Source organism: Nitrosomonas sp. (assembly GCF_019752415.1).
GTDB lineage: Bacteria > Pseudomonadota > Gammaproteobacteria > Burkholderiales > Nitrosomonadaceae > Nitrosomonas.
The window spans coordinates 1-19,617 of the sequence record NZ_JAIEME010000005.1 but is presented as its reverse complement, the minus strand read 5'-3'; the positions used below and the strand labels follow the sequence as shown (position 1 = coordinate 19,617).

Below are 19,617 nucleotides of genomic sequence, written 5' to 3'. Positions count from 1 at the left end.
AATTCTTCCATCGAAGACGCGGTTTCTTCCAGGCTGGATGCTTGTTCTTCCGTGCGTTGGCTTAAATCTAAGTTACCTGAAGCAATTTCTCCCGATGCAGTGCTGATCGTATCGGTACCGCTACGTATTTCACTGACGATCTTAACCAGACTGTCCTGCATTTCTTTAATTGCGAATAACATGCTATTCGGGTATTTTGTGTTAACCACGATATTGCTCGACAAATCACCTGCGGCAATTTTTTGCATGACTTCCGCCGCATATTTCGGTTCACCACCCAATTGCGCCAACAGATTACGTGTGATCACCAAGGCAAGCACGATCCCGATAGCAATGGCAATTGCCAATAATGCGATGACCAGCGTTTGGGACATTGCGAAAGTCTGATCGGCTACTTCGCTGGCTGCAATTCCTCCCGCAGTATTCAAATCCGATAACTTAATCAATTGATCGGACATTTCATCATAGACTTGCTTGGATTGGCCATTCATAAATGCCCGCGCTTCTTCGGTTTTATTTGCACGAGAAAGCGAAATCAGTTGACGATGCGCAGCTAAATATTGTCCCCATCGTTCAGAAAATAAATCGAATATCTTTTGTTCCTCTGGAGAAGAAATTAGCCTTTTGGATTCTTCGCTAGCTTTATCTATCCTAGGAAGCAAATTGGCAATTTCTTTTTCATAATGATGCATATCCTGTTCCGATGTGGAAAGCACATGACTCATTTCGCCAATCCTGAAATCGGATGTAAAAAGATTTAGGTCTGCTGCAGCTTTCGAGGCAGGCAGCCATTCCCCGGTAATTGCAGTTGCCGCTTTATTGAGGCTATTTAACTGGAATAACGAAAAGACCCCCAGAAAAATCATAAAGCCAAGCAGTACCATAAAAGAACCAGACAGTTTGGTACCGATTTTCATATCATTCAACATGTTCTCATTACCCCTAATGAAGATTATTATTGCAATCCTGTTTGTTTTAAAACAGGTCCGCACTCATTAATTAATATTTTGATCAATCAAGCCCATATCACCGCTGTTCATTAGCTTCTCAATATCAATCAATATCAGCATACGTTCCTCGACTGTTCCCAACCCCATGATATATTCCGTATCAATAACCGAACCGAATTCCGGTGTCGGACGCATCTGTTCGGCTTCCAGAGTCAACACGTCGGATACTCCATCCACCACGATCCCCATGACGCGACCGGCCACATTTAAAATAATGACCACGGTAAACTGATCATAGTCCGCAGTGCCCAGCCTGAATTTGATCCGCATATCAATAATCGGTACGATGATTCCGCGCAGATTAACAACTCCCTTGATAAACTCGGGTGCATTGGCAATTTGGGTGATCGAGTCATACCCGCGAATCTCTTGCACTTTAAGTATTTCTATCCCGTATTCTTCGCCACCCAGACGAAAGGTCAGAAATTCGTTAGCCATATGGCTGGGAATCGGGCCGGATGACTTTGCTGTCGCAGCTATTGCTTGCTCTTGTGACATGGCATGAACCCCTTGTTTTTTATAAGATGCAATAGGGAAAGTATGCGATAAACATATCAGTGATCAATATCGCCTATACGGCTTCTTGCTGTGATGTCATCACTAATGCAGCAGTATCAAGAATAAGTGCAACTTTTCCATCGCCCATGATCGTCGCACCTGAAACACCCTGTACTCTCCGGTAATTACTTTCAAGGCTCTTAATAACAACTTGATGTTGCCCAACCAGATCATCGACAAACAACGCCGCCTTGTGACCTTCAGCCTCAAGAATAACAAGAATCCCTTCATGTACTTCGGTAACATTGGGACGTAAGTTAAAGATTTCGTGTAATGCAATCACTGGTAGATATTCACCGCGCACTTGTACAACCCGCCCATGACCGCTTACCGTTTTAATGTCAGCAGCAGTCGGTTGTAACGATTCGATAATGTAATTGAGTGGCACAATAAACATTTGACCCCCAACCGCCACAGACAATCCATCAAGAATAGCCAGTGTCAGCGGCAAGCGAATGGATATGCGTGTACCCACACCAAATGCTGACTCAATGTCAATGCGCCCCCCCATTCCTTGTATATTACGTTTTACTACATCCATACCCACACCGCGCCCAGAAACATCTGTAACCGTATCAGCTGTAGAAAAACCCGCTTCGAATATCAGTAACCAAACTTCCTGATCGGTCATTCCGTCATGTACAGGTAATCCACGCTCTCTAGCTTTGCTAAGAATTTTCCCTCGGTTTAATCCAGCGCCATCATCACTGACCTCGATCACGATACTGCCGCCTTGATGGAATGCACGTAGCGTGATTGTCCCTTGTGCTGGTTTGCCTGCTGCTGTACGCTTCTCGGGCACTTCTATACCATGATCCAAGCTATTCCTGACCAAATGAGTTAGCGGATCAGCAATCTTTTCAATTAAACCCTTATCGAGTTCCGTGTTCTCACCAACGGTCTTGAGTTCAACACGTTTATTCAATTTTGATGCCAAATCACGTACAACACGCGGATATCGGCTAAATACAAAACTGATCGGCATCATACGAATTGACATAACGGACTCTTGAAGATCTCGTGTATTCCGCTCCAATTGATTCATCCCGCTATGCAGTTTTTCAAAAACCACCGGATCAAACTGAGAGGCTGTCTGAGCAAGCATCGCCTGTGTAATCACCAGTTCGCCTACCAGATTAATCATTTGATCGACTTTCTCTATACTGACCCGTATTGATGAAGCTTCACTGACAGGAGCTGCGGCTCCTGTATTAGCTTTACTAGAAGATTTATTTAGAGTGGCATTTGCTTCATTTTTGCTATTGTTTGCGCTTTGTTGTTGGGGTGAATTCAAACTCGATTCTGCATCATCAATGTCCTGTGGTGCAGCTGGCGCTCCAGGGAAAAAACCATAACCTGGTGCGGGTGGCATATCAGTCATTGAGAATTCATCTTCATCGATTATTGATTTTGCATCAGTACTGATGGAATTCTTTTCCTCTGGCTCTATTGCCATAGCTTCATTTTTATTGCGGGTATCGACTACAATCTTTAAAGTTGCCGGGTCGACTACAAATGCCAGCGTTTCCCAAATATCTTCTTCACTTTTATCGGTAGTAAGTTTCAATTTACACAGATCTATCACGTTGGCTGATGTCAAGTTTTCCAGGTTGCCCAACTGCTTCAAATTAGCAAATAGATTTTCTAAGGTAGCATCACTCATCCCGGTACCGGAAAACTCGATACTGTAGGTAAGTTTCGATGAGTCATCTATTGTTGAGACTTCAACTTCGGCAACTTCAGCTTCTACTTGCACTGTTTCAGCATTGGTAGCGGGGTTCGTTAACTCTTTAGCTGGCGCTTGTGTTTCATCGCTCAATCTTTTCAGTTCCTCACAAACTGCTGCTGCAACAGTTGGATCAGCTTGCCCTTCTCCGCGATGTCCCGCCAGTTGCGCTTTAATAACATCGCCAGCCTTTAGAAAGGCATCAATCATCTCACTACGCACTTCGAGTTCCCCCTTGCGCAGCTTATCCAGTAATGATTCCAACATATGCGTCATCTCCGTCATATCTGTAAAACCAAATGTCCCAGCCCCGCCTTTAATAGAATGCGCGGCACGAAATATAGCGTTTAAATCTTCCAAATCCGGTGAATTTACATCAAGCCTTAGCAAACATGTTTCCATATCCGCAAGTAATTCTGAGGATTCCTCAAAAAATATTTCATAAAATTGTTCGAGATCTGTACTCATAGGTAACCCTATTCCAAGTTGAGTTGTTAAGCTAACACCCTAAAGAAGTATGCAAATTAGGAAACAGAAGTATAAAAATTATTTAATCTTTAAAATTAAGAAAGTTATCTGTAACTTATTAATCTGCCTAAAAAATATTAACTTCTAACCAATAACCTTACCGATTACTTCCAGCAATCGCTTGGGATCAAATGGCTTAACCAGCCAGCCTGTTGCACCTGCTGCTCTACCTTTTGCTTTTATCTCGTCTCCCGATTCTGTAGTCAGCATCAAGATAGGAACAGTTTTGTAGTGTGCCAATTTGCGCAACAATTCAAGCAGTTTCAACCCATCCATGCGTGGCATATTAATATCGGTTAATACCAGATTGACCTTATGAATATTCGCTTTATCCAGTGCATCTTGACCGTCAACGGCTTCAATAACTTCATAGCCCGCACCTTTGAGCGTAAAAGCAACCATTTGCCGAATTGATGCAGAATCATCTACTGCAAGTATTGTTTTAGCCATTTACCTCACTCCTCTTGCTAATGTTGTTAATTTGCTTGATAAGAATACGAACTCAAAACAATCTCTATCAAAAAAGCTCAATGTCACCCATCTGCATACCTTGCTGCACAACTGGTTTTCTTTTATTTTTATTTTTTGCCACATCAACTGCTTTCGAAATTCCTTCATGTATCGTATGCAAGGATTCCTCTCCAACCTTTTTCTTCCAGTTACCTTGCCGGTCAATGCGCTGCAATTCTATTTTTAGTATTTCTACTTGATGCGTAGTATGTGCCAGCAACTGTGTGACCAAGTCACCAAACTGTAATGAAGTAATTGCCATTTCGAGTTCCTGCTCGATTTTTCCGGCAATATCCATTTGCTTATCCAATAACTCAAGAATAGGCTTGCTTCCTTCAGGAGCAGCCATTTTCTCAATGGCCAAAACCATATCATGGTGAGATTTGGTCAATCTACTAATATATCTAAAGTTAATAACCAAATTATTAACCGCATCACTAACTAATCGATCAATTTGGTTTAACTCTCCCTTGATACCCATAAAGTATTCATCAGCCTCGGCTGTGCATAGAACTCCACTCTGATCTTCGGGTACCGGTGTATCCACCATTTGATTCTTAATTTGGTCCTCTACTGATTGCTTTTCAGCCATAACTTTTCTCCTCGTTACTCATCTTGATCAAAGCTATTCATGCTGCTGCCTGATCTAGGTAACCCAGTATTATTGTGCTTTGATCATGAATTATCTGTAGACTTATGGCTGATAAATCTGGCTCTACAAAATACTCAAGACGATACTCAGTTAATTAGAGAATCATTTTTCTACTCAGTAAGTTAACGACATAAACTCGTATAACTTTAGTTCTATAAGCCCCGGAAAAATACAGTAAACCCACATAACAGGCACTTCCAGACTGCACAATCAATTAATAGAGAAAATTTTGGTGAAATTCTTTGATAATTGGTATGAAACCAAACTCGACTCAGCTGGCTGGTGCGTATATCAAACTTAAAGACTTCATAACAAAACGATTAGTTGACGGCTTCACCAATCCGATTGGCCCACCCAATTGCTTGTATCTCAATATCCGCCAATTCGTTCAGACTCAGAAAACCCAATTCGGTTAATATGGACTGAATTGCAACAACCTCACCCTTCTCATTCGCTTCAATTAACTTTAGTTCCTGACCTAAACGTCCATCCCGGGCTAATAATGCTTGACTCATATCGTCTGGAATTCCCAGCTTGTCAACTATTTGCTGCATTTCAATGCCAAGCAATACATCTAGCAAGGAAAGAATTCCTACCATAAATGCTCTTTCCTGGTGATTTTTATCATGCGGACGTTCGGTTGTAGCGACTAATTCCATTAATTTTCCCCGCGCTGCCGCTGTTTGCATTAATGCATTTGACATACTATCGTCCGACTGATTAGCGGTATAAAGCAACAGTTGTATCCATCTCTGCAACTGCTTACGTCCCAGTATCATGATTGCGTGCTTGATAGAATTAATTTTCTGAGGCACGCCGCTGGCAACTGAATTCACCATGCGCATCAAGTTATAACTTAATCCAGGCTGATGTTTAAATTCCTTCTCAATTTCCTCAACATCACTATCACCCATCACTAATGTCAATAGCTTCAATAATGACAATTTTCCTGGATCAGCACGTTTAACAGCCAACACTTCCGGCCTTGCAAAATAATATCCCTGGAACATCTGGAAACCCAGCTGCATGCAGTACTTTTCCTGTTCACGGTTTTCTACTTTTAATGCCAGAAGCAAAACCGGCCAGCGATTTAATTCAGCTACAATCTCCGCGAGCTCCTTTTTTTCAACGGCAAGTACATCTACTTTCACTACGCTGACCAAAGGCAACAATTGTCCAACTTTATTATTCATTGCAACGATATTATCAAGCGCAAATTGATAGCCCTTTTGCTTTAATTCGTTACAACGCTGCATAAACTCTGCCGTAATGAGTGCCGTTTCTTTTATTTCCAACACGACATGCTTGGCGGGCAGTAAACTAATAATGTCACTCATTACCAGATCAGGATCCGCATTGATAAAACCACGCTGCTTACCCAACACATTTTGGATACCTAGTTGACAATATGCATTGATAATGACATTAGCTGATGCGGATAAATCGTTAATGACAGTCGCCTTCTCATCAGTCTCTTCTTGTCTAAAAAGTAACTCAAATGCTACTAGATTCTGATTACGATCTAGAATTGGTTGCCGCCCAAGAAAAAAACCTTCCATTTACTTCCCCGCATTAATCCATCGCTTGATTAAAATGATTTAGCTAATCGGCTTCATTGCATGTTTCTTAATTATTCTTTACAACTAAAAAATGAATAAGCGCCAATGTTTTTTAGAACAAAACATGTATCTGAGAAAACTCTCAGTTGAATTGGTTAACTTAAAGCAGGAATTGCGCGGTTCTTTCCAGTACGCTTTGCCTGATAAAGTGCTTTGTCAGCACGACTTATGACTGAGTTTTGATGTTCCCCAAATGAACGAATTGCTATGCCTGCACTAAACGTTATAGGTATTGATTGTGTGTCCGCTTGAATTGAGAAAATTTTTGCCAGATTTTTCTGTAACCGGGAAATAATAGTTAATGCGTCTTCCATCTCGACATCGGGCAATAAAACCACAAACTCTTCCCCGCCAAACCGCGCAACAATATCAGAAGGACGTAATGTTTCCTTGGCAACATTAACCAAATTGATCAGCACACTATCCCCATACTGATGCCCTAAGTTGTCATTAATTTGTTTGAAGTTATCCAAATCAATCAAAACCACCCCTAAAGACTGTGCATTCCTGTCGGCACGGGCAGCTTCACGTTTAAAAATATCATCTAACCCACGGCGATTGAACGCTCCTGTCATTTGATCAGTTTGTACGAGCCCCCTTAGTAGCTCCAATTCATTTTTCAATGACTCAATCTTTTGTTCCGCGCGCTTTACTTGCTCCTGCGCAGAAAATACCTCATCGCTGAATTTCAATCCCCTGGTCTCAGACAACACAACATCAAGAATTCTAATGATTTCATCAGCGTTGCTTGTATTGCGAATCTGTTCAGCGTAGCGTTCTACTTGCTTATAATAGTCCTCAGAATCAATCATGGGTTTCTGCTCACTTTTAATAGCATCTGTCGATTTAACCAATCTCAGCATTCTTTTCTGTTTTTGTTTAATAGCTTCTTGCATTGCTATCCTCCTCAATTGACATCACAAGATGTCAGGCTATTCCAGTTTTTGGGATAATTCGTTGGATTGCGAAGGAGAACCCATACCGGTATAGACTGCCATGTAAACAACGTTAACAGAGCAAACCAGAAATGGATTTAATGAATAAAAAGGGAAATCTGTACTATTTACCGGTTACTATGAAATATCGACTAACTAACATAGAGTTATTCAGATGTGAGTATCTGATTCTTGCCACCTTTCTTTGCACGATACAGAGCCTCATCGGCTCGCTTGAAAATACTTTCTTGTAATTCACCCGTACGAAGTTGAGCAACACCGGCACTAAAAGTAATTAACAAACGTTTATTTTCATGCAAGAAAAATTTCTTGGTTAAATTACGCCGTATCCTGGATATGATATGTACTGCTTCTTCAAGATCAGTGTTTGGTAATAAAATTACAAATTCTTCACCGCCATATCGTGACACAATATCTTCAGGACGCGTTGTATCCTTGACCGATTCAACCAGGTATACTAATGCATCGTCACCGACCTTATGGCCGTGCGTATCATTTAGCAGTTTGAAATTATCAATATCCAGCAATGCATAACATAAAGGAACCTGATGACGTGCTGAGCGTGAGGTTTCGCGCTCAAAAGCATTATCCAAACCACGCCTATTTAGTATCCCTGTAAGGTGATCTTCATGCACTTTCTCACCCATTTCATGCAATTCGGTTTCTAGCTTATTGATTTTATTCTGTGCCAAATCAACCTCTGCGCGAGCCGCCAAAAAATCATTGCGGTAACTTAATGTGCTTTTTTTCATTTGACTGGTTTCTTCCATAATCATCACCAGCAGCTGATTGAGCTCTTTTATATCGTCAGTATTACTGATTCTTTCTGAGTACTGTTCAAGCCTATTCTGATACTCATCTGTCGTATCAGTGAGTTCCTCAATATTACTGATTAAGGAAGTCACCATCTGTTTCAGAGTCACCTTGGCTTCACTTAGGCTGCGTCCGATTATTTCTTGCCTTTGTGTTATCTCTTCCAGAAAATACTCAGCCTGTGTTATTACCTGTTGATCCAGGGGTTTGGAAATAGTTTCGCGCAATTTACTGATCCGGGCACCAATCCATTGATCTTCTGCAAGTAATTCACCCGTACTTTCCATGAGCATATTGAGTAATTTGAGCAAGCCTTGTTGCAACTTGATGCCGCTCTCACCATATGCATCAAATTTACCGCAAAATTGTTGAAATCCAGCAGCAAATCGTTCCATTTCTAGCTTATCTTGAATTTTACGCACTTGACTCGCGAGCATTCTGGCTTCTTCAGCCAAAGCTACATCACCAATCTGCCTAGCGATAACCTGCTCAAGCATTTGTGCTAACAACTCCAATAGTTGATCAGTAAAATGCCCGGCGACTTGACTTTGCTCTATAACTGCACGCTTTAATTGAGTGGTTTGTTTTTCAGAATCAATCTGCGTTACTTGCGAAGAGGGATCTTGCATTTGCCCATCCTCATTTGATTCTTGCGTTGCGGCAGCTAAAGCTCCCCATGAATTGACCAATGCATTTAGCTTAGTATGCAGTTGGTTTGAATCTTTTGAAAATTTTGCGAGAACCCGATTAATGCTTTCCCGCTTCTTTGCAGTTGTCAGCGCACCTTGCTTTTTTTCCAATTGCTTCAATAATGCTTCGATTGTTTCTCCCCAGGTCGCAATGGATTCAGCTGTGGAAATATCTGTAGATTTATGTTGATTCATCGTTGCAACTGCAGAATTTACATCATCTCCAGATTTACCAGAAATCTGATCATACAGCCTGTGATAATTATCTGGTGTTGGAGGAATTCTGAGCGATGCAAGTTGCCGCAACGTTTCGCGGGCAAGAATAGTTGGATTCGAATCGTTAAGCGGCTTCATAAAAACTGGTCAAAAAATTAAAAGATGGCTTTCCCAGCAAGCCAGGAGTTAAAAAATATCGACCAATCCCCGTGAATCTTAATCTTAATTTGATAAGGTAAGCTAAAAAAATATTCTGGGTTTACTTCAGAGCACAATAAGATTAGTCGACCAATTTATTCTTTATAGCATAACGAATCAATTCTGAATTATTCGTCAATTTGAGCTTCTCTAATAAGCGAGCACGATAGACACTGACTGTTTTTGGGCTTAAAAACATCTCAGCTGATATTTCCGACAATGTTTTACCTGCAGCAATAAAGCACAGAGTCTGATATTCCCGATCAGATAATGTGGCATAGAGCGGTTTATCTAAATCTGAGTTAACAATGTTGGCAAGTTCCTGCGCAACAACCGGACTCACATACTTATCGCCCATTGCAACTTGACGAATAGCCACTACAAGCTGCGCTGGCGCACTTTGTTTATTCAAGTATCCAGATGCGCCCGCTTTTAATGCACGAATTGCAAATTCGTGCTCATTGTGCATGCTAAGCATCAGAATCGCAAGATTTGGTCTGTCTTTCTTTACTTGCTTCAATATTTCGATACCATTCCTATCCGGTAAAGAAATATCCAGCAACATGACATCAAAATCTTGCTGCCGGGCAATTTTGACTGCTTGAAACCCAGTCTCGGCTTCACCAGTTACTTTAATGTCACTCGTTTCGCTGAGTATCTGTTTCAAACCTTGGCGAACAATTGCATGATCATCAGCAATCATCACACTTATCATACTTACCTCCGGCTATTTAGAGCCGAGAAACCTTCTTTTTTTTCTTTATCGGCCCAGGCTGTTGGGGCCCTCTAAACTCATTTTCCAGTCCAACCACATGCCCGGATTGATACTCTAGGTTACCCATCGGTATCAAAATAGTCACTTTTGTACCTCTTTCTGAATCTCCCGAGATATGGAAATTTCCCTTCAATTGCTGGCATCGCTCACGCATCCCTCGAATTCCAAAAGAAGCTTGTTTCTCCATATCGATGTCGGTAATACCACAACCATTATCAGTCACTTCCAGAAGTATCAGTCCTTCCAGCTCCACAAGCTTTACCTGAACATGGGAAGCATTAGCATGTTTAGAAATATTCGTTAATGTCTCCTGAAAAACACGAAAAACCGCTATCGCCAAATCCGAATCCAAAGCTATTTCATCGTTTACACAGGTTACCTTACACGCAATACTCGTACGACCACTAAATTCTTTTGCTTGCCATTGAACTGCCGCAATGATTCCACAGTCTAGAATACCTGGGCGCAAATCTAGAGAAATCCTACGTGTACTGTCTATCACACGGTCTACTAGAGACTCAATGGACTTCGATTTCTGTTGATAAAACTCAGGTTTTCTTGCCATTGTATCCATACAGGGAAATAGCTCACACTTAATTGCGGTTAATGTCCCTCCAATATCATCATGAATTTCACGTGCAATTCTGGCGCGCTCTTGCTCTTTAACCTTTTGCAAATAAGAGGATAATTCTGCCAACTGTTCACGGGAACGCGCAATCTCTCGTTCAGCCAGTTTATTTCGAGTAATATTAATCATGATGCCATCCCATAGCGTCGTGCCATCCGACATTCTCCTGGGTGTTGCACGCAAACTAATCCATTTGATATCACTATCACCTTTTACTTGAATACACCCTTCCCAGTTCCAGGTCGAAAGTTGTTCTGCAGAGGTTATCAGTAACTGATGATAAGACTCTCTATCATTCGGCAAGATCAATTCCGGAAATAGTTCGGGCCTCTCCATCAGCTTCTGGGGCGATAGCCCAAGCAGTGTTTCACTGGCATCACTGACATAGGGAAAGCAAGTCTTTCTATTGACTGATAGCAGAAACTGAAAAACTACTCCGGGCAAATTAGATGTAATCGCTTGAAAAAGTGCTTCGCTCTTTTGCAATGCCGTTTGTGCAGTTATGAAACGCTGATAGTTTCCTACTTCATGCAAGCTTCGCCTTATTGCTGGCACCAGCCTGGCAAGATTTGATTTCATCATGAAATCATAGGCTCCTAAGGCCATGATATGCTCTGCCGCTTCCTCACCGACATGACTGGATACGATGATCAAGGGTATGTCCAGAGATTGGTTTCTTATCGCTTGCAGAATCTCCTCCGCACTTAGCTGCGACAAATCATAATCGGACAGAATCACGTCCCAGTCTCGGATCATCAAAGCATCGTGCAATGCAGAAGCCGTGCTAACGCACAAGCACTCAGTCTGGAAGCCACCCTGTACAAGTATTTGGAGTACTCGATCCGCATCCTCAGCAGAGTGCTCGACCATTAATATCTTTAGTTCTTCCTCATTGACCATCTCAGCCCCCACCAGTTGAAGCCGATATAACCTCTAAAATTAACTCCCCGAATTAACTGCCTGAATATTTATTTAATTTTACAAGATAATTTATATGAGAAAAACAATTTATATCATGAATTGCCGATATTAACCAACTGATTAGATATAAATCATGAAAGTAGAAATCCTAAACTTTTCAAAATGGTGTCCGATAACTGCAATCAACGGCGGTTACAAACCCTCTTGGATTGCGGGGAAAACCAACGGAACTGGCAATTATGCCAAACACATAGATATCACAAAGGAGAACCCAAATGCCACAAGTTATAAACTCTAATGTAGCCTCATTAAATGCACAACGTAACTTAAATACATCGCAAAATTCATTGAATACATCCTTGACGCGTTTGTCTTCGGGTTTACGCATTAACAGTGCGAAAGACGATGCTGCTGGTCTAGCGATTTCAGAAAGGATGACTTCACAAATCCGCGGTTTAAATCAAGCTGTCCGTAACGCGAATGACGGTATCTCACTGTCACAAACCGCTGAAGGTGCACTGGGTGAGATCGGTAGCAATTTGCAACGTATTCGTGAACTGGCAGTGCAATCTGCCAATGCATCTAACAGTGCCAGTGACCGTGCATCACTCCAGGCAGAAGCTGCACAATTAACGGCAGAAATAACCCGTGTTGCCAGTCAAACTCAGTTTAACGGTACGAATTTATTGGATGGTTCCTTCCTGAATCAGAGCTTCCAAGTCGGTGCCAATGCAAACCAAACCATTAACATTGCATCAATCGGTGATTCAAGAGCTACTGGTCTGGGTAGTCACATACTGACCACCAATGGAACAGCAATGGGCACAGCAACGGCTTCTGCCGCTGCTCTGGCTGCCAATGGCGTTGCTGTTGAAGCCGGCTTAACACTTGCCAATAATAAAGGAACAACCGGCAACATTAGTTATGCAGCAGGCGATGATGCTAAAACCATTGCTGCCGCCATTAATACAGCCGCTTCCGGTATCGGCATCACTGCAACGGCATCTAACAGTGCCACGATTGGCAATTTATCAGCCGTCGGTACTGTTGCATTGACCTTAAACGGCAGCACAGTTTCTACCACTATTACTGATGTCGCTGACCTGAGTGGTTTAGCTTCAGCTATAAATGGATTGCAATCCTCAACCGGCGTGACTGCCTCATTCGCAACTTCGTCCGACAAGTCAGTGATCACGCTGTCAACATCAGATGGTAGAGATATCGTACTATCAGATTTCACTAACGGCGTTACAACAGCTGATGTCACTGCCGGAGCAACCACAAGAACGCTAACCAGTGGTGGTAATGATTCAACGACAGTAACGGGTACCATTGAACTTGCAAGCTCGAATGGCCAAATCACTGCGGCGGGCTCAAATGCTACAGAATTTGGCGCTACCACCAGTTCTTTCAACTCAGTGGCCACGTCGGATTTATCCTCGACAGCCAATGCGCAAATTGCAATAAAGACACTGGATGCCGCTTTGGCTCAAATCAATAGTTCACGCGGAGACCTGGGTGCGATTCAGAATCGCTTCAGTTCAACCATTGCGAATCTGCAATCCACTTCTGAAAACCTGTCCGCCTCCCGTAGCCGGATCCAGGATGCCGACTTCGCATCTGAATCAGCAAACCTGACACGTGGACAAATTCTGCAACAAGCAGGTGTAGCGATCCTTGCGCAAGCAAATTCACTACCCAATAATGTTCTTTCACTGTTACGTTAAGTTATCCGTAGCAAATGATGCAGCGGCATTAAGTAAAGCTGATGATCGCGGGATGTTATAAAAAACTTTCCCGCGTTCATTTCAACTTTAAGGAATCTATTATGAACATCAATCAATTAAATGGAACAGGCGTACTTCCAGTGCCTTCGTCAACATCATCGGTTGCCAAAAAAGTATCCGCGCCTGATACGGATATTATCCCATTACCTGTTTCAACTGTACGACCTAAAGTTGATAATAAGACAGAATCTGACGAGCAGATAAGACAGGCTGTTCAGAATATCCAAGGTGCGGTGGATAATCTGGCACATAATTTGCGTTTCTCAATTGATGAAGATACTGGCAAAACGATTATTAAAGTAGTGGATACACATACTGACGAAGTCATCCGGCAGTTTCCAACAGAACAGGCCATTGAAATAGCCCGCACATTGGATAAGGTGCAAGGGCTGTTATTTAACGACAAAGCATAATTTAAATTATATATAGCTGGGACTAAAAAATGCTCTCATCTCCGGGTATTGGATCAGGCTTAGATGTCAACGGAATCGTCAGTCAATTGATGGCTATAGAACGCCAACCACTGGCAGCTCTAGATAACAAAGAAGCCAAGCAGCAAACTCGACTAACTGCTTTTGGTAGTTTGAAAGGGGCGCTATCCACATTCCAAAGCAGTCTTTCCGCACTATCTGATCCGGCAAAATTTACCGGCGTAACGGCTAATTTTGCTGATGCCACATTGGCCAATGTCAGCGCAACATCATCAGCAGCAGTTGGAAGTCATTCTGTAGAGATTCAAACACTCGCACAATCGCACAAACTGAAATCTGCTAACTTTGCAACCACAAGCGCCACACTTGGCAGCGGAACTTTAACACTACAATTTGGCACATACAGTGGTGGCGCATTTACGCTTAATCCAGATAAGGCTGCACAATCAATTACTATTTCTTCCGATAATTCATCACTGGCAGGGGTTCGTGACACAATTAATCAGGCCAATGCAGGAGTAACTGCAAGCATTGTCAATGATGGTTCTGGCAACCGTTTAGTAATTGCTTCAAATGATACTGGTTTGAGTAATGCCTTAAAAATAACCACGACCGATGCCGACACTATTAATACGGACAATGCAGGATTATCTCAGCTTGTTTATGATGCTTCGACGGGCGGTACGACCAATTTGACTCAAACTGTAGCTGCTAGCAATGCCACATTGGTTATCGATGGTATCTCAATCAGCAAAGCATCCAACAAAATTACAGATGCTATTGAAGGGGTCACTTTTAACTTACTAAAAGCCAATGCTGGTACAACAACCAGCTTAAATTTGACTCGAGACACAGCCAGTGTTCAAAGTACTGTATCCTCATTTATTAAAGCTTTTAATGACCTGAATAAAACCATCGTCGATCTTTCAAAATATGATGCGAATACCAGGCAGGCATCTATTCTGACAGGAGATTCAACGGTCCGATCAATTCAGACTCAGCTACGCAACGTAATGTCTAATCCGCTGACCACGGCAGGTGGTGGCTTGAGCATACTAACAGAGGCAGGTATTTCTTTTCAGACAGATGGAACACTTAAGCTTGATCCGGCCAAATTATCTAGCGTGATGAACGATCCAACTAAAGATATCTCAACACTATTTGCTTCTGTTGGCAAAACCAGTGATAGTCTAGTTTCATTTGTCAGTGCCAAAACCGATACAGCAAATGGTAAGTACTCTCTGAATATCAGCCAAATAGCGACTCAGGGTATCGCAGTGGGCAGCACTGCTGCAGCATTAACCATCAACTCAGGGGTTAATGACAAGCTAGATCTTACCATTGATGGCGTCAGTGCTAGCGTAACTCTCGCGGCAGGCACTTATACTGCAGCTTCATTAGCGGCTGAAATTCAATCAAGAATCAATGGTGCCTCAGCAATTTCTTCAGCCGGTATCAAAGTCACACTGAGTGAAGCTGCTGGTAGCTTAACTGTCACCTCCAACCGATACGGCTCAGCATCAACCGTATCGATTACGGGCGGGAATGGCAAACTGAGTTTATTTGGCACTCCTGTCGAAACCAGTGGTGTAGATGTAGCGGGTACGATTAACGGCATCACTGCAACAGGTTCCGGTCAAACCCTGACAGGTGCCGCAGATAGCAGCGGGCTAGTCATCAAAATCACTGGGGGCGGCACAGGAGCCAGAGGAGACATAGATTTTGCTCATGGGTTTGGAAAAAAATTAGACAAGATAGTTAGTGAAATGCTGAATGGACGCCTCATTGATAGCCGCGTTGATGGTATTAAGACATCCATAAAAGATATTGATGCACAACGCGACACTTTAAATCGGCGACTTGAAAATACCGAGAAGCGGATACGTGCACAATATACTGCATTGGATGCAACCATTGCCAGCATGACGCAGACCAGCAACTTCTTGCAACAGCAATTATCCAATTTACCCAAAACAAGCTCATAAAAATTAAACTCTTTACAATATAAAAAAGGTACAAAATGTATTCCTCTATGAATAACGCAGTATCTGCTTATCAACGCATCGGTGTTGAAACAGGCGTTGAATCAGCCGATCCGCATAAACTTATTTTAATGCTTTTCGAAGGTGCACAAGAAGCTCTGGCAAAAGCCAGAATGCACATGCAGCACAGTGAAATTGCAGAAAAAGGACAGATGATTTCAAAAGCTATCATGATTATTGATCATGGTTTGAAAGCAAGCTTGGATATGAATGCAGGCGGTGATTTGGCAATCAAACTTCAAGCACTTTACGACTATATGACACATCGATTATTAGTCGCTAATATTCAGAACAATACTGAGATTGTTAATGAAGTTAATATGCTCTTGTCTGAATTACATGGTGCCTGGAAAGAGATTAGACAATTTAATGGCACTCAAACTGCAATAAAAGCAGCTGCAATTTGAATCAACTCTCACTAAGAGAAAGGATGCGAAGATAGATGAATAGTACACAGGCTCTCATAACTTATGATGCTATTTTAGCAATTACCGGGGAAATGCTCAGTGCTGCTCAAAATAACCAATGGAATCAGCTGATATTACTGGAACAAGAATGTAGAAAATTGACTGAAATGCTGGTAATGCATGACCAAGAGCCTATATTGGATAAAGAATTACTCCAGAAGAAAGTAAAAATTATTACTCAAATACTAGCTGATGATGTCAAAATCAGAGCAATCACCGAGCCGTGGATGATAAAACTACAAGATATGCTCAACACAAATGGACGTACTCGCAACCTTCAGCAAGCCTATCAGCCCATTGATAATCTGTAAACTCTCAGTAGAGTGCTAGTACATGTTATTTCTGGGAAAATATAAACGATATTAAAATAAACTGTTGTGATTACAACCGTCATCAAAACTGATTTAATCGCGACTCATACTCAAGCAACCCCTATTACACCCGTAACGCCAGTTACGGCAATACTCGATCCAAAAAGTTCTTTTCCTGAATTTGCACAAGGCCAGAAGTATCAGGCACTAATAGAAACACGCTTATTAAATGGAAATTCCCGGGTGTTAGTTGCAGGAAAGCTCTTGCAAATGTATTTGCCAGACAATTTTCAACCTGGCAACAAACTGGAGCTTGTTTTCATATCGCAAGAACCGAAATTAAAATTTCTAATCCTAAATGAAGCCCCATTAGATACCGGGAAAAATAATACATCAATTAGCACTACAGGGCGTTTTCTTGGCGCTTTGATGCAAGACACGCTAAAGCAGACATCTGCCAACATAACCACAACAAATACTGTCACCACACTCTCCCTCACGAGCCCAACACCCATCCTAACTGGTCCGTCAATAAATAGTACCGAATTACCCAGTTTATTACAAAAAGCAATTGTTCAAAGTGGATTATTCTATGAATCACATCAGGCACAATGGATAAATGGAGAAAATACACTTGAAAACTTGCATCAAGAACCTCAAGGCAAATTAGTGCTAGTAACGGCTGACCTACCTGCTGCTAAAGTGGCTGCTTCTGCTATACTAAGCCCTGAAATGTCAGTGCATACTCAGACTATACCTTTAGTACAGCAGCAGCTTAATACCTTAGAAACAGGGCATTTGTTTTGGCGTGGAGAAATCTGGCAGGGTCAACCCATGGAATGGGATATTTATGAGCACTCACAAGAAAAAGAAAAGGAAAATGAATCTGATCAAGTAGCACAATGGCGCACACAACTCCGGCTATCAATGCCGCAACTTGGAGATATTACCGCCACTATTACACTAAATGCACAAAGTATTAATATTAAAATAAATACTTCACAGCAAGATACTGCTCGCTTATTAAAAAGCAACCAATCCCCACTCACAATGGATATGCAATTAGTTGGATTAAATATTCAGGCAGTAGAGGTTCAACACGATGACAGAGAGTAAATCATATCTCACTGCGGTAGCACTCGCTTATCGGGAAGGGCAAATTGCACCCAAGGTTGTTGCTAAAGGTCGCGGTCTGATTGCAGAGGAGATTATTAAACGTGCTAAAGAATCAGGAATCTATGTTCATGAATCAAGTGAGCTGGTTGCATTATTGATGCAAGTAAATCTCGACGATCGCATTCCGCCGCAACTTTATGTTGCAGTTGCCGAGCTACTGGCATGGCTTTATCGTTTGGAACAAGGAAAAACAAATCCCCTCATCACGAATAACCTTGACACAAAAACCATACAAAAAATTCCGGAGTAATTAATGATGCATGAATCTGATCAAACTATTGAAGTATTACAGCCCACGCCCACGCAATTTTCTCAAGAAGAAATAGATGAAAATTTCCGCATTCATTCGGAAATTGATATTGTCTTTATTCTTCGCGGAATTATGCAAACAAACTCATTAATCACGCTCTATCCCAATTATGAAAATGACTTCATCCTTACATCAATAATAGCGATAGATCCTGATAAGAAGGAAATGATAGTAGATTATGGCACTAATGAAAGAAATTGCCAGAAGGCACTCCAGTCTAAATCACTAGTCTTTGTCACCACACAAAATAGAGTAAAAATTGAGTTCGTCTGCGATCAAATCAAAAAAATACAATATAAAGGCGAGAACGCCTTTGCAGTTAACATACCCCAATCACTTCTCCGTATACAGCGAAGAAATCATTTCCGTATCTCTACTCCTATTGTTAAACCACTTAAATGTGTAATTCCAATTACTGGAAAAGACACAACATCCAAAGCTGAAGTAGCGCTACTTGATATTAGTTGCGGCGGTATTGCTGTAATTGATCAACATCCTATTATCAATTTTGATCCTGGAATAATTTATGACAATTGTCAAATTGCGCTTCCAAAAATTGGCACAATCAATGCCGCTATTCAGGTAAAAAATACTTATGAAATCACTTTGCGGAATGGACAAAATTGTATGCGAGCCGGATGTCAGTTTATTGACCTAGCTGCTAATATGGAGGCCATGATACAGCGTTATATTATCAAGCAAGAACAAATAAGAAAAATCAAATAAGCTGCCAAAACCATACCAAAACAGGCAATAATTATTTTAAACTCACTTAAAGCTAAGAAAATACAATCCTTTAGAGAGAATTTCCTCAGAAAGTCATCAGGCATTGTGACTGTAACTTGATCTTCCTTTGTTGCACTGTATAGCTGCCGGCGCAAAGGCAAATAAAAACCTTCAATCACACCATCAGGTTCATGACCAGGAAAATGCTATTGATCCATGCTTCGCTGACACTTTAAACGATACATGGTTTCTTGTTGGTTATCACGTGCTGAATAATCCAATATATTTACGCAGCAGAGAATAAGGCAATGGAGCTGTCCTTCCTGGAAAGGCGTCGAGTAGTTGCTCGGTATACCGAAAATTGCGTCGCAGGTATTGCGTTGTTGCCTGATGCCTTTGCGCAGAACTTTCCGGCTGGCTCGGCGCTTTTTTTACCGCGGCCAAGTAATCTTTGCGTGCCGTTTGGCGATAGATGCGCGTTTTGTTTCTCTTCCCAACAGAGCGTGCAAAACATCAATGATCAGTTCACTGATCTCGCGACCTTCGTTCAATAAACTCAGGTTGGTAG

The 19,617-nt window shown here is 41.8% G+C and carries 18 protein-coding genes; 8 read left to right on the top strand and 10 right to left on the bottom strand.

The window, feature by feature from the left end; translation table 11 throughout:
- The 10 genes from K2P83_RS01370 to K2P83_RS01325 all read right to left on the bottom strand — a co-directional run.
- Positions 1-917 (bottom strand): MCP four helix bundle domain-containing protein (locus K2P83_RS01370; RefSeq protein ID WP_292926081.1); only part of this gene is annotated, 917 nt, incomplete at its 3' end.
- 78 nt (positions 918-995) lie between these two features.
- The gene (locus K2P83_RS01365; protein WP_292926080.1) at positions 996-1,508 is read right to left on the bottom strand and encodes a chemotaxis protein CheW; all 513 of its coding nucleotides are present in this window, start codon (positions 1,506-1,508) and stop codon (positions 996-998) included.
- A gap of 73 nt (positions 1,509-1,581) precedes the next feature.
- Positions 1,582-3,762, bottom strand: coding sequence for a chemotaxis protein CheA (gene cheA, locus K2P83_RS01360; protein WP_292926079.1), 2,181 nt, complete (start codon positions 3,760-3,762; stop codon positions 1,582-1,584).
- A 144-nt stretch (positions 3,763-3,906) separates the two neighbouring features.
- On the bottom strand, positions 3,907-4,272 hold the full coding sequence (locus K2P83_RS01355) for a response regulator (protein WP_292926078.1): 366 nt from the start codon (positions 4,270-4,272) through the stop codon (positions 3,907-3,909).
- A 67-nt stretch (positions 4,273-4,339) separates the two neighbouring features.
- Entirely contained in the window at positions 4,340-4,924 is a 585-nt protein-coding gene (locus K2P83_RS01350; RefSeq protein ID WP_292926077.1) for a hypothetical protein, read from the bottom strand.
- Between the two features lie 380 nt (positions 4,925-5,304).
- Positions 5,305-6,543, bottom strand: coding sequence for an HDOD domain-containing protein (locus tag K2P83_RS01345; protein WP_292926076.1), 1,239 nt, complete (start codon positions 6,541-6,543; stop codon positions 5,305-5,307).
- A gap of 155 nt (positions 6,544-6,698) precedes the next feature.
- Complete coding sequence (locus K2P83_RS01340) at positions 6,699-7,499, bottom strand: GGDEF domain-containing protein (protein ID WP_292926075.1); 801 nt, start codon at positions 7,497-7,499, stop codon at positions 6,699-6,701.
- Positions 7,500-7,705: 206 nt separating this feature from the next.
- Positions 7,706-9,415 carry a GGDEF domain-containing protein gene (locus K2P83_RS01335; RefSeq protein WP_292926074.1) on the bottom strand — a complete coding sequence of 570 codons (1,710 nt, stop codon included), beginning with the start codon at positions 9,413-9,415 and terminating at the stop codon, positions 7,706-7,708.
- 142 nt (positions 9,416-9,557) lie between these two features.
- Positions 9,558-10,190: a response regulator transcription factor gene (locus K2P83_RS01330; RefSeq protein ID WP_292926073.1), complete on the bottom strand. Its 633-nt coding sequence runs from the start codon at positions 10,188-10,190 to the stop codon at positions 9,558-9,560.
- 16 nt (positions 10,191-10,206) lie between these two features.
- A complete protein-coding gene (locus tag K2P83_RS01325; protein WP_292926072.1) occupies positions 10,207-11,778 on the bottom strand; it encodes a histidine kinase in 1,572 nt (523 codons plus the stop codon).
- A 296-nt stretch (positions 11,779-12,074) separates the two neighbouring features.
- Here K2P83_RS01325 and K2P83_RS01320 point away from each other — a divergent pair, with 296 nt between their 5' ends.
- The 8 genes from K2P83_RS01320 to K2P83_RS01285 all read left to right on the top strand — a co-directional run bounded on the left by K2P83_RS01320 (position 12,075) and on the right by K2P83_RS01285 (position 19,049).
- Positions 12,075-13,526 (top strand): flagellin, encoded by a 1,452-nt coding sequence (locus K2P83_RS01320; protein WP_292926071.1) that lies wholly within the window; start codon positions 12,075-12,077, stop codon positions 13,524-13,526.
- A 101-nt stretch (positions 13,527-13,627) separates the two neighbouring features.
- Positions 13,628-13,999, top strand: a complete 372-nt coding sequence (locus tag K2P83_RS01315; protein WP_292926070.1) for a flagellar protein FlaG — start codon at positions 13,628-13,630, stop codon at positions 13,997-13,999.
- 29 nt (positions 14,000-14,028) lie between these two features.
- The gene (gene fliD / locus K2P83_RS01310) at positions 14,029-16,002 is read left to right on the top strand and encodes a flagellar filament capping protein FliD (RefSeq protein ID WP_292926069.1); all 1,974 of its coding nucleotides are present in this window, start codon (positions 14,029-14,031) and stop codon (positions 16,000-16,002) included.
- A 35-nt stretch (positions 16,003-16,037) separates the two neighbouring features.
- Complete coding sequence (gene fliS, locus K2P83_RS01305; RefSeq protein WP_292926068.1) at positions 16,038-16,466, top strand: flagellar export chaperone FliS; 429 nt, start codon at positions 16,038-16,040, stop codon at positions 16,464-16,466.
- A 35-nt stretch (positions 16,467-16,501) separates the two neighbouring features.
- Positions 16,502-16,837, top strand: a complete 336-nt coding sequence (locus tag K2P83_RS01300; protein ID WP_292926067.1) for a flagellar protein FliT — start codon at positions 16,502-16,504, stop codon at positions 16,835-16,837.
- Positions 16,838-16,903: 66 nt separating this feature from the next.
- A complete protein-coding gene (locus K2P83_RS01295; protein ID WP_292926066.1) occupies positions 16,904-17,953 on the top strand; it encodes a flagellar hook-length control protein FliK in 1,050 nt (349 codons plus the stop codon).
- Positions 17,940-18,263: an EscU/YscU/HrcU family type III secretion system export apparatus switch protein gene (locus K2P83_RS01290; RefSeq protein WP_292926065.1), complete on the top strand. Its 324-nt coding sequence runs from the start codon at positions 17,940-17,942 to the stop codon at positions 18,261-18,263. The genes K2P83_RS01295 and K2P83_RS01290 overlap by 14 nt, the downstream gene beginning before the upstream one ends.
- Before the next feature lie 3 nt (positions 18,264-18,266).
- Entirely contained in the window at positions 18,267-19,049 is a 783-nt protein-coding gene (locus K2P83_RS01285) for a flagellar brake protein (protein WP_292926064.1), read from the top strand.
- Positions 19,050-19,617 lie beyond the last annotated feature (568 nt).

Bases quoted from the DNA above. Each gene is read 5' to 3' on its own strand.
- K2P83_RS01365 (WP_292926080.1), bottom strand. From the start codon at position 1,508: ATGTCACAAGAGCAAGCAATAGCTGCGACAGCAAAGTCATCCGGCCCG.
- cheA (WP_292926079.1), bottom strand. From the start codon at position 3,762: ATGAGTACAGATCTCGAACAATTTTATGAAATATTTTTTGAGGAATCC.
- K2P83_RS01355 (WP_292926078.1), bottom strand. From the start codon at position 4,272: ATGGCTAAAACAATACTTGCAGTAGATGATTCTGCATCAATTCGGCAA.
- K2P83_RS01350 (WP_292926077.1), bottom strand. From the start codon at position 4,924: ATGGCTGAAAAGCAATCAGTAGAGGACCAAATTAAGAATCAAATGGTG.
- K2P83_RS01345 (WP_292926076.1), bottom strand. From the start codon at position 6,543: ATGGAAGGTTTTTTTCTTGGGCGGCAACCAATTCTAGATCGTAATCAG.
- K2P83_RS01340 (WP_292926075.1), bottom strand. From the start codon at position 7,499: ATGCAAGAAGCTATTAAACAAAAACAGAAAAGAATGCTGAGATTGGTT.
- K2P83_RS01335 (WP_292926074.1), bottom strand. From the start codon at position 9,415: ATGAAGCCGCTTAACGATTCGAATCCAACTATTCTTGCCCGCGAAACG.
- K2P83_RS01330 (WP_292926073.1), bottom strand. From the start codon at position 10,190: ATGATAAGTGTGATGATTGCTGATGATCATGCAATTGTTCGCCAAGGT.
- K2P83_RS01325 (WP_292926072.1), bottom strand. From the start codon at position 11,778: ATGGTCAATGAGGAAGAACTAAAGATATTAATGGTCGAGCACTCTGCT.
- K2P83_RS01320 (WP_292926071.1), top strand. From the start codon at position 12,075: ATGCCACAAGTTATAAACTCTAATGTAGCCTCATTAAATGCACAACGT.
- K2P83_RS01315 (WP_292926070.1), top strand. From the start codon at position 13,628: ATGAACATCAATCAATTAAATGGAACAGGCGTACTTCCAGTGCCTTCG.
- fliD (WP_292926069.1), top strand. From the start codon at position 14,029: ATGCTCTCATCTCCGGGTATTGGATCAGGCTTAGATGTCAACGGAATC.
- fliS (WP_292926068.1), top strand. From the start codon at position 16,038: ATGTATTCCTCTATGAATAACGCAGTATCTGCTTATCAACGCATCGGT.
- K2P83_RS01300 (WP_292926067.1), top strand. From the start codon at position 16,502: ATGAATAGTACACAGGCTCTCATAACTTATGATGCTATTTTAGCAATT.
- K2P83_RS01290 (WP_292926065.1), top strand. From the start codon at position 17,940: ATGACAGAGAGTAAATCATATCTCACTGCGGTAGCACTCGCTTATCGG.
- K2P83_RS01285 (WP_292926064.1), top strand. From the start codon at position 18,267: ATGATGCATGAATCTGATCAAACTATTGAAGTATTACAGCCCACGCCC.